The organism is Siphonobacter aquaeclarae (assembly GCF_900103285.1).
Lineage (GTDB): Bacteria > Bacteroidota > Bacteroidia > Cytophagales > Spirosomataceae > Siphonobacter > Siphonobacter aquaeclarae.
This window is the reverse complement of record NZ_FNGS01000001.1, coordinates 952582-969157: the sequence shown is the minus strand read 5'-3', so window position 1 is coordinate 969157 and position 16576 is coordinate 952582. Positions and strand designations below refer to the sequence as shown.

The window sequence follows — 16576 nt, the reverse complement described above, 5'->3', positions numbered from 1 at the left end:
GCCAACGGGCACGACTACTGGATTCTTGCCCATGCCTGGAACAGTGACGCTTTTCTGGTCTATCTGCTGACGTCGGAAGGCATCACCGAAAGCAAACGGATGGCGGTGGGCAGTTTTCATGCGAAAGGAAAAGTCAGCGATGCTGAGTCGATGGGCTATCTCAAAGCCTCCCCGAACGGAAAAATGCTGGCGGCCGCTGTTTACGGAACAGATCGTCCTTTTGAGGTATTTGATTTCGATGCCGGCAAAGGAGAAATCACCAACGCGCGCAGCCTGGGAAATTTTACGGGACAATACGGCGTCTCGTTTTCGCCCGACAATACCCGGCTGTACCTGACGGGTTTGTATGCGCATCAGGATGCCTATGTATTTGACCTGAGGGCCGGCACGAAAAAGCCGCTGGCGATCGGGGAAGAAAGCCGTTCCGGCAAACAGCAACTCCGGATTGCCGGCGCCCTGCAACTGGGTATCGACGGACGGCTGTATACCTCCTTCGGCCGGGCTCAGGTGGACGGAACGTATAAACTAGCCGTTCTTGAAACGCCGGATCGTCCGGAGCCCTCGCCTGCCTGGCTGACGCTTCCGGGCAGAAACCGGGCGCCGGTGTTTGGCTTGCCCAACTTCATGCAGTCGGTGTTCAATACCGAAAAAACAGGTATTTCTTCCGGAGAGAAGACACTGGCCTATCCCAACCCGGTTTCGGGCGGAACGCTGACCATCTTCCGGAAAGCAGCCACGGCTGAGGCCGTGAGGGTTACGGACCTGCAGGGAAAAGATATCCGGACGGGTGACATCAAGCTGCTGCCGGACCGGATTGTACTGAATACTGCATCCTGGCCGTCGGGCCAAACTTACCTGGTTCAGGTAGCGGGAGTCTCTTATAAAATTGTTAAAATCTAACGGTTTATCAAACCTATTGGGTAAAGCCAATGGTGAGAAACGCTTCTGCTGTCCTTATATACCGATAACCACATTGACTTCTATTCTCAACCCAATCTAATCCCAGCGACAAAATGAGACCTCTTCTTATTCTTCTTTGCCTCCATTTGTGCTTTGCTTTTTCTGCTTCATCTCAAACAATATCTCCTGTCTATGAAATACTCGATTCATCTGCATTTTCCGGATTAAGCTCCAGTTATCAAACGGTCATGTACAAAGGATATTCCTGGGTGAGAAAGTCCGGGCCGAGGACTTCCAACGGAGGTACCATCTTCTTTTCTGCGTCAGGTATTTACTATGAGCGAATCTTTTCAGGACCGATCAAAGCAGACTGGTTCGGCGCCAAAGGTGACGGAGCAACGGACGATTCACAGGCTATTCAAAAGGCGCTCAAAGTCGCCAATGAATCGGCCAAAACACTATTTATTCCGGCCGGAACATATAAAATAACAAGCAGCATCTCAGTTCAACTGAAGGATACCACCGATAGTCCCGGTACCTCGCGAAAGCTTTCAATTGAAGGCGATAATGTCTCCAATACCATTCTGCTTTACAACGCCGCCGCTGACACTACGGTTTTGGAAATCACGGGACGCGGAAATGATCTTTTTACCTTGAAAAACCTGCAGATCCGGCGCGTTGCAGGCAGCGACCGGGCAACCGGTCTCCGTCTGAATAAGATGAGCCAGGTGCAAATTTCGAACATTCAGATCATGGGGTTTCAGACGGGATTCAAGATCCGTGGTGTTAATTCCGGTCTTTTCGACTTTATTTCTCTCTCCTGGAATCAGAAGGGCCTCGACGCCCGAAGCGATGGTGCATCCTTTTCACTGCCTAACCTGCTGCGTTTCCAAAGCTGTACATTCAATTCCAATTCTGTTTTGGCAGCCGGAATTTATACAGGTGTAACCAATACCTTCTCAAGCTGCGATTTTACCAACAACGGATCGCCCGGTGCAGGAACATCGCCCAGTACATCTAATGCCATCGAGATCGTCCATAGCCCTGCCAACGGAGCCGTTCCCGTTACAATAAGTGACAGTTATTTTGAAGGGAATTATGGTACCGATATTTACATTCAGGCTGATCCATACCTGAGTGATTGGGCAGGGGTAGCGACGATCCGCGGTTGTACATTTAACAAAGTTAACGCCACGCGATTCGCGACGAATCACATCAAATGCGTGAACAATTCCGGAAAGCAGTTTCGCCTGCTGATGAGCGGGAATGGCACTTTTTACGCCAACGGATATGTACCGGATGCCACCCGCCCCTTTATCGTCTTAAACGTCACAGGCAACAGCTCGTATTATGTCGAGGATTCGAACGTGTACCAGACTGCTGTTGAAGCGCCGAAGTATAACTACGATCGCGACTATATCGACAATCAAAAAACGAAACTGTTCGCCACAGCACGGATTTCAGATACGGGTGTAGTATCTGCCGCCTATAACATCGCCAGTGTAACGCGGATGTCGACCGGTGTGTATCAAATCAATTTCAAACGACCGACGAATGGATTCGTCTATCCGTCCATTACCGGCCTTACAACAGGCGTTGTCGGGCTTATTTCCAACGAAAACGACAACTATTCTACCCTTATTCTCAGGAACTCGGCAGGTACCAACGTCGACGCCCCGTTTGTCGTTGTTTTCTATGGAAACTGATCGTCAAAGTAGCTTCTTTATGCCGGATATTAGCTCATCCGGCTTGTCTAATCAAAGGAAAATGAAAACCCCGGCACACGTTGTGTACCGGGGTTTTCATTTGACGTCCGAGGGAAGGCATTTTGTCTGTCTCCCTGAATGGAAGCTATTGGATCGCCACCTTCCGAACGAGCGGCTTCTTCAGTCCGGCATTCCGGAGTGTTACCAGGTAAATGCCGGATGGGCGCGAGCCGAGTTGAAAGCTGAATGAGTTTAAGCCTTTTTTCAGATTAGCAGATTGTTGCTCGATAGGCCGTCCATTTATATCCGTAACGCTTAGCTGCGCATCCGTAGGAAGTGCGTCGTCTCCGAAGTCGACAGTCACTTTTACGACGCGGTCGGTTGCCGGGTTGGGCGTTACCTGAAGCAGAATGCCTTTGTATCCTTCCAATTGAACCGACCGGGTTTGACTGTAGCTGAATTTACCATCGGTATCCACCTGCTTCAGTCGGTAATAATGAATGGACTCCGGGGAGAGGTTGGCGTCCGTAAATGAATACGCCTGCCTGATTTGCGTCGTTCCGCTTCCTTTCACGATGCCAATGGTTTCGAAGACGCGGGCATTAAGCGCGTGTTGTACTTCGAAAAAGGCGTTGTTACGTTCCGAGGCTGTTGTCCATTCCAGTTTTGCATTACTGCCGTCTGCTCTTGCCGTGAAAGTGGCCAGTGAAACGGGCAGCGGCGCGTCAAAGGGGACGAAGTAGTCTTCGACCTCACCGATGCCGGACGACGGAGCAAACGAGGTTGCCGCGTCGGAAGCACTTAGGGGACTGTTGGTCAGGATGATTCTCAAAAAAGTACCGGACAATCCGGCGGCGCCTGTAAGCGGCATGTTATTCCAGGTGAAGGAAATCGGCAAATTGCTGCTACCGGTGGCCACTGCAACCGGAGCAGAAGCTTCGCCGGCGTCAAAAGTCCCGTTTCCATTCCAGTCAATCCAGGCAATGGCATTTGCCGCGGTACCGCTGGTGTTGGAAGCCGTCGCATTGACGGTGTAGGATGGAATAACCTGATTGGAGGTGCCGTTATTAGGCATGCTGTTGACGGCCGCGACGCCGTCTTCGTCGTTGCTGTTGGTAGTGTTGTCACCGTTGGCATTTGCGCTCGACAGCGTACTGTATTCCGTGTCACCACCATGAGCTCCCAGGCGCAACAGGCCTCCTAAAGGAAACAGGTTGGGACCGCCGTAACTTGCCGGTGCGTCGCCGCTGTCAGTAGCCCCTTTGGCGAAGGTGAATGACCAGGAATTGCTTGCTGAAAACGAAATATTGCCGGTTTGCGTAAACCGGACGCTTTTTACAGTATTGGTAAGCATCACAAACGCCCATCCTTCATTGACTACATTGGTGACGGGAGCACCGGCATCGATGGAAACAGAAGTTGCGCTGGGGTATGCCAACGGCGCACTCTGACCGGCAGCGTCATTGGTCAGGTGGATAATCCGCACATTACCCTGAACATTGATGGGATTGCCGCCGGCATCCAGAAATTCAAAGACTGCCGTTTCGCCCCCATCGCCGAGGTCGCCGACAATGAGTTGGTCCAGTACACTCAGGTTACTGGCAAATGTGGCTGTACCCATACTTCCCGCCGGTATGGCCGTGGCGGCGCCGCTGGTACCGCTTCCCCGCCAGGTCAGATCGATGTAATTTCCTTGTGACGGGTTGATCAGATTTGAATTAGTGCGATTGAGGTACGGTCCCCAATTGGGCGGGGCTATTGTTACCCCCTGACCGGTGGCTCTGGCCGCCGTCCCCCCATATCCGCCGTTGCCCAAATTAGCCAGGTTAGTAAAATTTACCGTAAAGGGATTTCCACCCAGATCCCCGTTGATCGTGGCTCCATACGGCGTTCCCAGCGTATAGCCCGGATAGGTTGCGTACACCGTTTGCGCGTTGTAGTAGTACCAGTCAATATCCGAGGCATATGCGTTGGGATATTGCGCGCTTGAGTCGGTCGAAGCCAGCAGCCCGACAACAAGGGATAAGACGAAAAGCCTGGAATTAAAGAAGGTAGATAGACGTGTTTCCGCAGATCTGTCGAAAGGTTTCATATCAATTGCTCGAATTATTTTGATAAATTCCTATACAGGCGGGGGGGCGGAATGGATCGTCTGGCGGGATAACTTGAAATAGCTGTGACTAGCACCGGCTGGCTTTATTCTATCAATCCTGATTCAATGCGGACCTATTTGCGACGGCAAATTTGAAAGCTGCCTGAACAGCATGGAGGATTTTTCGATGTATTGCAAAAATACTACACGATTAAGTAGATTTTCTGGCTTGAACTGGTAGTATATGCAAAAATCATATCTATATACTAGTACTTAATTTTATCTAACCGTTTATGTGGATTTTCATACCGCCACATTTGCTTCCGAAAACCCGGGGCCGCAGGTAAATACGACAGGTTGAGAGCCCATCGGGAAAGCGAATAGATTTCGGGCTTTTTGCAGCCGGGTGGGGAGTCGGTCGAACAGGCATCGATTTTTCCCTTTGGCTTCCGGGCGGTCCCGCTTTCTTCCCCGCTTGCTCAGTCCACGCCCTGATCGCAGAGGGGTGATTTTGTATAATTGTGCTGGTTTGGCCGCTTTGCGAGTGAATGCACACGCCGGTTTTAGCACAGGTATTGAAAAGATTCTGTCATCGCACTACAGCAAAAAAGAGTTGGCATACCGAATAGCGTGCCAACTCTTTTTCAAATACGATATCAATGCCCTCTAGTCCGATTTCAGACTTTTCACCGGATCGACCATCGCCGCGCGAAGCGCCTGGTAACTGACCGTTATCAGCGTTATGCCGATTGCGCCCAGGCCGGCCGCGACGAATATCCACCCGGATATGTCTGTCCGGTACTCGTATTTGCTGAGCCAGTTTGTCATACAATATCCTGCCAACGGACCTGCAATGGCACATGAGAGTAAAACAAGCCCAACGAAGTCTTTCGACAATAGTTTCCAGAGGTTAAATACGGATGCGCCCAGGACCTTTCTGACACCGATCTCCTTGGTCCGCTGTTCTGCCAGGAAGGAAGCCAGACCAAACAGTCCGAGACAGGAGATGAAAATAGCCAGACTGGTGAAGAAAGCGGCCAACGTGCCAATACGTTCTTCATTGGCGAATTTTTCCCCGAAAGCCTGATCGACAAATTGATAGTCAAAAGGCGCAGAAGGAATGAGTCGTTTGAAAACGGTTTCAACTTTCGCCAGCGAAGCGGATATACTTTGCGAAGGATTCAGTTTTAGTATAATCCACTCGGCATTATTGGAATCAAGGAGGTATAATCCCGGATTCACCGGATTGTAGGGAGACTCCTGGATCAGGTCCTTCACTACTCCGGCAATGACGAATTTCTTGTTGTCCCATGTCAGAACAGTACCGACAGGATCTTTCAAACCGGCAAACCGCACGCCTGCTTCGTTGATAATAACAGAAAGAGAGTCCGTTGCCAGGTGACGGGAAAAATCCCGGCCTTTCAATATTTGCCAACCTATCAGCCTGCCAAATTCCGGTGTGACCCAAACGGTTGAAAATCTGGCATCGAGATTGGGATCTTTGCCCTGCCATTCAAATCCCTTGCTGCTTGACCAGATGCCAGTCAGCGGGCTGGAAGATTGCGCGATGTCAACAACCGCTCCGGTGTTTTTCAATTCATTCCGAAGGACATTGAATTTTTCAAAAAAATCCGGCGATTTCATCTGCAGCATGACGAGATTTTCCTTGCTGTAGCCAACCGGCCGGTTTTTGGTATACTGAATCTGACGGTAGACAATGAGCGTTCCGATGATAAGCGTGACTGACACGGTAAATTGCAACGTGACGAGTACTTTCCGGGGAACGGATGCGTAGCGGCCTGCCCGGAAAGTTCCCTTCAGCACGCTGATGGGCTGAAAAGAGGAAAGATACAAAGCCGGATAACTGCCGGCGAGCAAGCCCGTTGATACGGCAAATAACAGGGCGGCTGCCCAAAAGGCCGGATTTGCCCAGAAGACAGACATTTTTTTTCCGGCTATTTCATTGAACCACGGCAGACTCAATTCGACTAACAAAATGGCCAACGCAAGCGAAATCATCGATACCAGAATCGCTTCGCTGAAGAACTGCCCGATCAGCTGAATACGCAGGGAACCAATGGTCTTCCGTATCCCCACCTCCCGGGCCCGTTTTTCAGAACGTGCCGTGCTCAGATTCATGAAGTTAATGCAGGCCAGTACCAGAACGAAAATTCCGATCATACCAAAGAGCCACACGTACTCGATTTGTCCGCCGGTTTGATTTCCATTCCTGTCCCAATGCGAATGCAGGTGCCACTGCGACATCGGATGCAGAAACAGCTGTGACTTGTACTTTCGATCTTCCGGAGCGACGTGGTTATACTTTACCGGACCGATGCGTTTGCTGACCGTAGCAAAGTCTGTATTGTCGGCAATCTGGACATACAGCTGAAAAGAATTATTGCTCCACTGGCTGCGGTCGCGGGCATTTTTTATCCAGTCTTCCGACTCAACATAGAGCAGCCACGGTGCGATGAATTCCAGCTCCCGGAAATCGGTATTATGCGGAAGGTCTTCGAATACCCCCGTTACCTTGACATCCAGTTTGTTATCAATTTTCAGGCGCTTTTCCAGGGGATTGGCGTCGCCGAAAAAGGCCTTTGCGGCAGACTCGGAAAGGAGAATCGAGTGCGGGTCCCGGAGGCCGTTCCGCGTGCCGTATTTCATTTTCAGGGTGAAAATATGCGGGGCGTCGACGTCCATGTATACCCCCGTCTTGGATAGCTTCTGATCGCCGGTGCTCAGGATATGCCCGCCCATCCAGGACGACATCGCGACATACTTGAACGACGTACCGTAGGTCGTCTGCAGTTCTTTTCCAAGCGGAAAAGGAATCGAAACCTGAGATCCCGTTTCGCCGTTGGCGGTCTGGTGCTGCATCACCCGCGCTACCCGGTCATAGCTTTCGTGGTAGCGGTCGTACGACAACTCGTCGTAAATCCACAACCCGACCAGAATGGCTATGGCCATGCCGAGTGCCAGTCCGACAATGTTGATGAACGAGTACACCCTGCTTTTCATCAGCGCCCGAAGGGCTATTTTGAGGTGATTCCGAAGCATGAAAAGAAAAAATTAGGATTGGAACGTCTTTTGACCTGTCCGGGAAAACCACCCGACCAGCTTGCAGGTGGCGGTGTGCCATTTCTCCTTTTCGATCTGGTAGGAAAGCCGTGCCAAAGTAACGCCGTCTGCCTCAATGCTGCATTCAGGGATTTTCTGCGGGTTGGTAACGTTCGGAAATGAACAGCGTGTGTTCGATTTCGACCAGCAAGCAAAAAAGCCGGACCCCGGTTGTTTTTAATGTCTCATCATTACCCACTCCCTGTTTTGATACGGACAGCGGGACGGTTTACCGTGGTCAAACGGCCGGAGGTAACACTTCTCAGGTCGGTGACATAGCCATGCTGGTTGGTTTCGACGACCCCAATACTTCAGCTGCGGGTTTTCCGCAAAGTGCATGGAAAATTGCCCGGCGATGTCCGGAGGAAAACGGATAAATCTGACCGGTCGTTGGTCCTTTCTCGACCCCCGCAAGTTGAACGTCCGTTGGCCCTCAGGCCAAAACAAAAGCGTCCGAACCTGAAAATATGGATTTTCCAGGTTCGGACGCTTTTGAGATTCCGGCTATCCGGCCGGAGGTACGATTCTATTTGACCAGGAACGTAGTTGACTGCGAGTCCTTTCCGGCAGAAACGACGCGCAGGATGTACGCGCCGGGAGCAAGTCCCTTCAGATTCAGGTCTCGTCCGTTTTCCAGTTTCTGGCTTATTTTCCGGACGCCGGCGGCATCGTATATTTCCGCTGCCTCCGGCTCCATACCCGATACCACCACCGACAGCTTCCCGTTTACGACGGGATTGGGATAAACCAGCATGCCGCGCACCGTCTCCGCCTGCAGCGACCGCGTCTGGCTATACGCAAAAGCGCCGTCCAGGTCGACCATCCGCAACCGGTAGTAGCTTGTCCCCGTCAACAGCGAGAGATCGTTATATTGATAATTCAGTTCGACCGAACTGTTTCCATTGGCAGATTTGGAGTTGACAAAATCGAGGGTTTGCCAGGTCCTGGTATCAGCCGACCGCTGGATTTCAAAACCTTTGCTGCCTTCCTCCGAGGCGGTCGTCCAATTCAGGTAAGCAACGCGCCCCTCTGCCGATGCCTTGAAGTTGACAAGTCTGACGGGGAGTGAACTTTCCCAGATTCCCTCCGCTTCACGGTTCGGGTAAGTAATGTCTCCCTGGCTGCGCCCGACGAAGTCCTGCAAAAGCGTAGCGTCGGTCGTGCAGGGCCGGTATGCCTTGAAATTATAGACGTTCCAGAGACCGGGCTTTTCGTACACCACTTTCAGGGTCGCTTTCTGCTGCGTAGCGCTTACTGCTGAAACGAGGACCGTTGCCGGGAGTGACGTGAACGTCAATACCCCTCCGGCGTAGGTGGCATCGCCGGATACATTCGAGATCGTCACACCGGCCGGCACCACCAGCTTCACTTGCTGGGGATCGGTAAAGAGACTCGGATTGTAACCGGCCGGCAAGTCGAACTGAAGGGTAAACACGGCCGGGTTATTCGGCGCCACCGGCGCCACCGGACCCGTCAGTGAAAAGGTGGGCTCCGCGGGATTTGGTATGCTCGGAATCGTCGTCACGGCATCGCCATTGACTCCCCCGTAATTGGCGCCAGGGTAGATCACGGTGACCCAGACCTGGCCTTCCATAACTTCCATATCCGACACTGTCACGCCGGTTGTCGCATGAGCCATCATATAGACAAGACGCGCCATGATCAGGCGATCGGTATCGTCAAACGTTCCGGACCGGTCTATATCGGTGATGATCTCTTTGGTATAAATGGTCTGACCCGGATACCTGCCGCTGCCGAAGCCCACCGCGTTTCTGCTATGGTCAAGACAATACACCATCTCCGACGAAACAAACTGCCGGTTGGCATCAATGTAGGCGACGCAGCTGGGAGTAAAAGAGGAGTGCGCGTAATCCCTGTGACCGTCGATAAGCGTATAGGAATCAGGCGTTTGAAATTCGGTCCATAGAGCCGCCTTGTGGCCCTGACAAGTAGACGGGATCAACTGATTTCCCGTCATAGCCAGGATGCTGATATTGAAATTGCCGCTGGTTGGCGTGGAGCTTTCAAAGGTAATTGTAACCGGGCCGACATGCGATTCCGAGGTCAGTATAAACGACGCCGCATTGGTGGAATCGATGGTTTTGACCAAAGTGCCTGTCTCGTCTGTTCCCTCGTAAATTTTGATCAGGACGTTCGGAGCAGCCATCACCAGTGCCTCGAATTTCAAGGTTACGTACCCTGTCGCTCCGCCCGGCAACTCCGGATGCAGGGTGGTGATCGTCTTGGGATACACTGCATTCATCGTGGCGCTGCTCCTGAAACGGGCTACCGTCGTCCGATCCTGCCCTGTCTTTCCGGCAGGAAGAGCACCCGGATAGTAATCTCTGGCGCCGGGAGCCGTCATGGTAATAGTCCGGGAACCTCCTCCCGGGTCACCACAGGCCTGTGCAAAGACAAAAGACCAATTGGCCACGAACAGGAGTGTCACGAGAACGACCCTGATAGCTTGCCATGCGTGAAATGAGTAATTGTTCTTCATAGAAAATTGAATGGTTGAATGGACAGATGCAGGAATGGTTATCCGGAGCAGAAATTCACCCGTAAAGTGAACATTCTCTCCCTGCGTATTTACCGGAAGATTCTTCGTTGGAAATCTGCTGTGTGAAGTGTCTGTAACGCCCCGGACCGGGGCAGGTGGAGACGGCTGGCCGTCTCATATCAGGCTTTTAATCTGTCGATAATTATTTTCTTCTAGAATACCGGTAGAAGCAATACATTCCCAGCCAAAGGCCCTCCCGGTCTTTGGCGATAACTGATTCATCTGCGTTTGCTGTGCGTTTGTTTCTGATCCGCTTTTTCTGAATGTCTGTACAGACAGTGGCAACGTATTCCGGTTAAATGGCGGAGTCGTTCATAAAAGCGGCAGGTGATTGACATCCGGAATCAATTTCCGACGGCCGGGTACTATCTCCCGGACAAAGATGATCATTCGGTTCAGAAGAGAGGGTAGATAATTTTTCCAAAAAGGGTAGATTATCTTCTCAACCGGTATTTCTGTTTGATTTATTCACCTGTCTCACAAGCGGCGGGTATTTACCGAGGAGACGCTTGCGCTTATCTTCTGCGTATAGCTGCCGACCGCGTCCCGACCGGCCCGCGTATATTCAGGAGACCGCCGGTGCACTTCTCGTAAAATCTGAATTAGCGACTAATTATACATTGGTGCTTCCTCAACAGCAAAGCGCCAGGCAGTCGTTATTGATCAATATTTGTGAGATGAATTCTCAAATAGATAGTGAAATGGAAGGGTTGTTTTCTTATAACTATAAATATTTCTCGTTTCATAATTTGTTTATGTTAAATAAATATGTCCGATTACTTGTTAACGAGGATGGATTATTGGCCTGAAAATAATCCATTGATTTTTGTCCATCGGGACTGATATTTCGTAGGCCAAGGGATTGAAAGTGAGTAAGTCGGCGATACAAATTGGGCCAGGCAACCATTGCCTGGCTTCTTGCATTCTGATGTAGGAAAGACATCAGGGTCTTTTCCTGTATCGCCCAAATACCATGCTTTTATCAAAACGCCTGTTGCTGTTTTCGTTGATTTTCGCCTCATGCAGCAAGGAATCCTTCCTTTCGGGAGAAGATAAAACGATCCTTTTCGCTGAACCTTCGGCTATGGAAATCAGGCGAGTATGGCAGGACTGGAAGGCACGGAATCTCGTTCCGACCGATTATAAGGTCGAACAGGAAGCGATTTTGCTCTCCGGAAACTTCACTTTCAAAATGGTATCCTTCCGGCTTAACGGGATAAAAGAGTATGGTGCGTTGCTCATTCCGAAAGCGGCACAGAAAGTACCTGTCCGGATGCTCATCGGCGGATTTGGACTGGATGTAACAACCAACGCCTTTAACCTGATGTCCGACAGCACCGCAGGGGCATCTTCACATATCCTGGCTATTCCGGCGCTGCGGGGTCAGTCACTTCAGTTGGGACTTAACGGAACTACCTATACCTCTCCCTTGTCGGATGGGAACCATTGTGATGCATTTGATGGTGCGACGGATGATGTGTTGGCTTTCCTGAACGTCATCGCGGCGACGGAATCCAAAGCAGATGTTGACCGGACGGCTGTCCGCGGGGGTAGTCGGGGCGGAACCGTTGCCTTACTGGCGGGCATCCGCGACACCAGGGTGAAACGCGTCGTTGCCGTTGCCGGTCCGACGAATATGCTCGAACTCACTTCCCGAAATTCTGATGACCCAACCTACCGTTGTCAGTTTCTGAGCGGCTTTAAAAGCGGCCAGCTTTCGGCGGCGCAAACGCGGACACTGCTTATCGCCAGTTCCCCGCTTTACTTTGCCGACCATCTTCCGGCTACACAGCTCCACATGGGCCTGAGGGATTGGCAGGTACCTGTCGCGCAGGGAAGCGCGCTTCAAGAAAAAATGACGGGACATTCGGACGATTTTCAGTTTTACACATATGATCGAACCCACGAAGACATAGCCAGAAGCAATCCGGTGCTGGAAGAGAGGGTCACCGCATTCTTGAAGCAGTTGTAGGCTGGAAGCAATACCTGTCGCACAAAAAGAAAGAAACTGATTAAGACTTTTAAGCTTTAATCACAGATCTCAAAGCTATGACTAAGCTTGTGTCAATTGTTTTCCTACCCTTTCTGTTAGTTGCCTGCGATGTGGCTAAAAAAACCAATACTTCGCAACCGTCGACGAGTTTTGAATCGAGAGTTTTCTTTAGAAGTTTATCTGATACCCTTTCGATTTCTGTTCATTTACCCGAAAATTACGCAAAGCAACCAGAGGCCCATTATCCGGTGGTCTTTCTGCTGGATGCAAATTTGTATTTCGATATCATGGCTAGCATTGTCAAAAAATATTCAGCTGTTGGCCTGGGTCCGGAAGTAATCCTTGTCGGCGTTGGCTATAAGGATTTTGCCGCCATGGATTCCCTACGCACTAGGGATTATACCTATCCAGTTGCCATTCCGGAATATGAAATGTCTACCAGTGGAGGTGGATTAAGATTTTTATCTGCACTAACCAAGGAGGTAATTCCATACATTAACAGTAAATACCGAACCTTGCCATCCCGACAAATCCTGGCAGGTCATTCACTGGCAGGATACTTTACTGCATTTGCTCTATTGCAACAAATGTCCGGCGCTCATAGCGCATTCTATGGATACATTGCTGCAAGTCCATCTTTTCATTATAACAAGTACTATTTATTGGATCAATTTGAAAATGTTGGGGTTGAGAGATCTATTCCTGCTCGCGTGTATTTTACCTTCGGCGGGTTGGAAGATAACGAAAGTCAAATCGACTCCTCTCTGTTGAGCCAGCGCGTCGTGTCTCAACGCCTGCTATCAAGACTTGGAGCAAAAGAATCAGGACTGATATATAAAAGCGAGATTTTCTCCAACCTCGATCATATGGATACGCAGTTACCAACATTTATAAAGGGGTTGCAATGGACGCTAAAAGAAGAATAATCAATCGTAGTAAAAGTCTTCGAACGCTCGCTCCATTACAACGAAGTTTGCGGGTCATCGTCCGCACCGCTGATAGTATTCGTGTATTGTTATATAACTTAGATTATGATAAATAGGATCAAACATATATGAGATATCCGCTATTATTTCCGATACGTATATCAGTATTCTGACCTACATACTTTTACCGATATACCCGAATCTTCATCGTATGGGGGCACGGTACACTACCCTCTGGGTCCGCATTTCCAAAGACGTCCCGCCATGACCACCTCCAATCAATTGGGAGAAGCTCCTATCAGGACGCTTTTTTTCAAAATTATGGTCCCGCGATCATTAGCTGCTGTCAGCGCGATTGTTCCGCAGAGCTAACAGGATGTCGACATCTGATCTGCTTGCCTCCGCGCGGGTTTGAGATACGGGTGCGGTATCAGCTGCGTATACTACTACAAAGTGTAATGCGGATGTCAACGGCCTGTATCAAATCAATTTCAAACAGCCATCCTTCCTATTCCACACGAAAATGGTACTCTCCCGAGCCGACAACTATACGCGCCCGGTCATTTTCCACCGCCTCCGGCTGTACCGCCCGTCCACTCTCGGTAATATGCCGGCCTGGTTTCATGGGCAGGTATACCATTGCGCGGGTATTCGGCGGAATACGTACCTGCAGGGAGAACGCACTTCCCTCCCGCCGCCATTCGCAGCGGATGTGGCCATAGGGCGAGCCATAGGAAGCCCCGGCGAAGGTCACGTCTCCCACCGGCTGCGGGTAAATAACCGTATTCCGGAAGGCAACAGACGCTTCCGTCTGCTTGATCCCGACCAACCCTGCATACAGCCATTCCATCAAATGGCCAAGCATAAAGTGATTATTGGACGAAGCTGCGAGCGCCTGCCACGACTCGGTGAGCGCCGTAGCTCCCTGCGCCAGCTGATAGCCGTAGCCGGGAACGTCGGAGCGGCTGTTCATGTCGTAAATCACGTCAGAGCGACCGGCATCTTCCAACGCCCGAAGCAGGTAACGATACCCGATATCCCCGGCGGTCAGGCTGTTATTGCGGGAACGTATGTCCTGTACAATGTGGTCAACTATTGCTTTCTCATCCTGAGGATCAGCCAGTTTCATAAAGAGCGCCATGGCGTTGGCGGTCTGACTATTGGTGGCGTACTGTTTGGTATCCGCGTGAAAGAAAGTAGTGTTGAATGCTTTTTTCACGGAGGCTGCCAGGTTACGATACTGTTCGGCATCGGCATCTTTTCCGAGGAAGGCAGCTACCTTTTCCAGGATATTCAGGTCGTAATAATAAATGGCGGTTCCGGTAACACCCATCGGCGTCAGCTGAGATACTCCCGGCGCTTTGGGCCCGAGATCATACCAGTCGCCCAGTCCCTGCCGGAGAATATGACCGTCGGCTTTGGTACCAAGGTAGGCAATGTACCGCTGCATCATGGGGTAACTTTCGCGGAGTACGTCGCCGTCGCCAAACCACTGATACAGGTACCACGGCACGATGATAGCGCTACTTCCCCACTCCGGCGAGTCACGGAAAATACCGCCGCCCCAGTCAAACTGAACGTATTCAGGAGATATTTCCGGCACCAGCCCGTTGGGTAACTGTGACTGCTGCATATCCCGGACGGCCTTCCGGAGCAGGGTTGCGATGTCGTACCGATACCGCACCGAGCCCCCCATGAGGTGCAGTTCTTCCAGCCAGCCGAGTTTTTCGCGGTGGGGACAATCGGTGAAAACACTCGCCATGTTGCTTCGGATGGCCCAGTCGATGAGCGTATGCGTCCGGTTGAACAGGTCGTTTGAACAAGTAAAATCACCGATCGCAGGCGCGGCGTTCCGCACGTGCAGGCTCGTCAGCTCCAGGATTTCCGGGCGGTGAGCCGGGTTTGCTTCTCCGGCCGGAATACCGCCCTTCACCTGGACATAGCGGAAACCATAGTACGTAAACTGCGGCTGCCAGGTCTCTTCGCCGTCGCCGCGCAGGATATACTGAAAATACGAAGGTCCGCCTGATGCCTGCTGATCTGCCGTACCGTCTTCTTTCAACAGTTCGCCCGGGTACAAACGCAGGGTATCTCCGGCCTTTCCCCGTACACGCAGCCGGATAATCGCCGAGGCATTCTGCCCGAAATCATAGACCCAGTCTCCATTCGCGTGCTGTTGTTTTTTCTTCGGGGAAAAGGTTTCGAAAACCTTCAGTGGCTCCTGGGTTTGAGGAATAAGGGAGGGTGGACCGTCGACAACCAGCGCCGGCTTCCAGCCCTGACCCCGGAAGCCGGCCTGATCCCAGCCCGGTTGCTCCAGGCGCGCGTCGTAGTCTTCGCCTCCGTAAATGCTGGAAAAGGTAACCGGTCCCGGCGCCGTCTGCCAGGAGGCGTCGGTGACCATATCTTCCGAGGTTCCGTCTGCGTACCGTACCTGCAGCCGCGCGATCAGCTTTGGGTAACCAAACATGCTTTTCAGCTTGCGATACCGGTTTTTGACGGGCGGAACGTAGTAAAATCCATTCCCCAGCATCACGCCGAGGGCATGATTGCCCTCTTTTAGGCGATCAGTGAGATCGAACGTGACATACTGAGCCTCCTTGTCGTATTTCGTCCATCCGGCGTCAAGAAAGTGATCCCCGATCCGTTGTCCGTCGAGGCTGGCGTCAAAATGCCCCGGTCCTGCGATGAACAGCGTGGCAGACCGGACGGGCTTCTTCACCGAAAACTCCTTCCGGATCAGGGGCAGGATATTCCCGCCCTGCACCTTGTCTTTTTTTCCTTCGGGAGGAAGCGCCGCCACAAGCGAATCCGCGAGCTTTTCATACGCAATCCAGGAAGCGCCTTTCCAGTCTGCCCGCTGCAGGAGTCCTGTCTGCCAGCTGGCGGTACGGCTCCAGTCGGGCCGGCCTTTCCGGTTATCCCACACGCAGACTTTCCAGTAGTACTTCCGGGTAGCTTCCAGCGGTTTTCCGGCATAGGCAACCTGAATGGACGCGTCGGAACGTACCTTTCCGGAGTCCCAGACCAGGTTTCGGCCGCGTTTCAGGTCTTCCGGCGACTCGGCCACCCTAATCCGATAGGCTTTTTGCAGGACATCGCGGCGGTCGTTCGTCAGCTCCCAGCTCAGCATGGGTTGTGCGGATGACACGCCGAGCGGATCCACGCGGTAATCGCAACGCAGGTTCGCAGGAGCCTGGGCCAGCAACCGGCCCGAGAGCAGCAGGAGGAAAAGGTAACGCATACATAATGAGGTCAGTACAGCAAGTACGTGAAAAG

Annotated in this window: 7 protein-coding genes and 1 pseudogene; 4 read left to right on the top strand and 4 right to left on the bottom strand. The window is 51.7% G+C overall.

The features are described from left to right. A pseudogene (locus BLR09_RS25440) lies at positions 1-900 on the top strand (hypothetical protein); the annotation flags it as partial. A gap of 248 nt (positions 901-1148) precedes the next feature. After that, a complete protein-coding gene (locus BLR09_RS03520; RefSeq protein ID WP_176785437.1) occupies positions 1149-2606 on the top strand; it encodes a glycosyl hydrolase family 28-related protein in 1458 nt (485 codons plus the stop codon). A 145-nt stretch (positions 2607-2751) separates the two neighbouring features. Here BLR09_RS03520 and BLR09_RS03515 read toward each other — a convergent pair whose 3' ends face one another. The 3 genes from BLR09_RS03515 to BLR09_RS03505 all read right to left on the bottom strand — a co-directional run bounded on the left by BLR09_RS03515 (position 2752) and on the right by BLR09_RS03505 (position 10318). After that, entirely contained in the window at positions 2752-4698 is a 1947-nt protein-coding gene (locus tag BLR09_RS03515) for a GEVED domain-containing protein (protein WP_093197737.1), read from the bottom strand. A gap of 666 nt (positions 4699-5364) precedes the next feature. Beyond that, positions 5365-7758, bottom strand: a complete 2394-nt coding sequence (locus BLR09_RS03510; RefSeq protein ID WP_093197734.1) for an ABC transporter permease — start codon at positions 7756-7758, stop codon at positions 5365-5367. A 586-nt stretch (positions 7759-8344) separates the two neighbouring features. After that, on the bottom strand, positions 8345-10318 hold the full coding sequence (locus tag BLR09_RS03505; protein WP_093197732.1) for a T9SS type A sorting domain-containing protein: 1974 nt from the start codon (positions 10316-10318) through the stop codon (positions 8345-8347). Positions 10319-11351: 1033 nt separating this feature from the next. Here BLR09_RS03505 and BLR09_RS03500 point away from each other — a divergent pair. Together BLR09_RS03500 and BLR09_RS03495 are read left to right on the top strand one after the other, a co-directional pair. Next, positions 11352-12350, top strand: coding sequence for an alpha/beta hydrolase family protein (locus BLR09_RS03500; protein WP_093197729.1), 999 nt, complete (start codon positions 11352-11354; stop codon positions 12348-12350). Positions 12351-12427: 77 nt separating this feature from the next. Next, entirely contained in the window at positions 12428-13297 is an 870-nt protein-coding gene (locus tag BLR09_RS03495) for an alpha/beta hydrolase (RefSeq protein WP_093197727.1), read from the top strand. A 508-nt stretch (positions 13298-13805) separates the two neighbouring features. Here BLR09_RS03495 and BLR09_RS03490 read toward each other — a convergent pair. Beyond that, entirely contained in the window at positions 13806-16541 is a 2736-nt protein-coding gene (locus tag BLR09_RS03490) for a family 78 glycoside hydrolase catalytic domain (protein ID WP_093197724.1), read from the bottom strand. Positions 16542-16576 lie beyond the last annotated feature (35 nt).

What these genes read in the sequence shown, in the direction of transcription:
- BLR09_RS03500 (WP_093197729.1), top strand. Translation starts at nt 11,352, where the DNA reads ATGCTTTTATCAAAACGCCTGTTGCTGTTTTCGTTGATTTTCGCCTCA.
- BLR09_RS03520 (WP_176785437.1), top strand. Translation starts at nt 1,149, where the DNA reads ATGTACAAAGGATATTCCTGGGTGAGAAAGTCCGGGCCGAGGACTTCC.
- BLR09_RS03515 (WP_093197737.1), bottom strand. Translation starts at nt 4,698, where the DNA reads ATGAAACCTTTCGACAGATCTGCGGAAACACGTCTATCTACCTTCTTT.
- BLR09_RS03495 (WP_093197727.1), top strand. Translation starts at nt 12,428, where the DNA reads ATGACTAAGCTTGTGTCAATTGTTTTCCTACCCTTTCTGTTAGTTGCC.
- BLR09_RS03510 (WP_093197734.1), bottom strand. Translation starts at nt 7,758, where the DNA reads ATGCTTCGGAATCACCTCAAAATAGCCCTTCGGGCGCTGATGAAAAGC.
- BLR09_RS03505 (WP_093197732.1), bottom strand. Translation starts at nt 10,318, where the DNA reads ATGAAGAACAATTACTCATTTCACGCATGGCAAGCTATCAGGGTCGTT.
- BLR09_RS03490 (WP_093197724.1), bottom strand. Translation starts at nt 16,541, where the DNA reads ATGCGTTACCTTTTCCTCCTGCTGCTCTCGGGCCGGTTGCTGGCCCAG.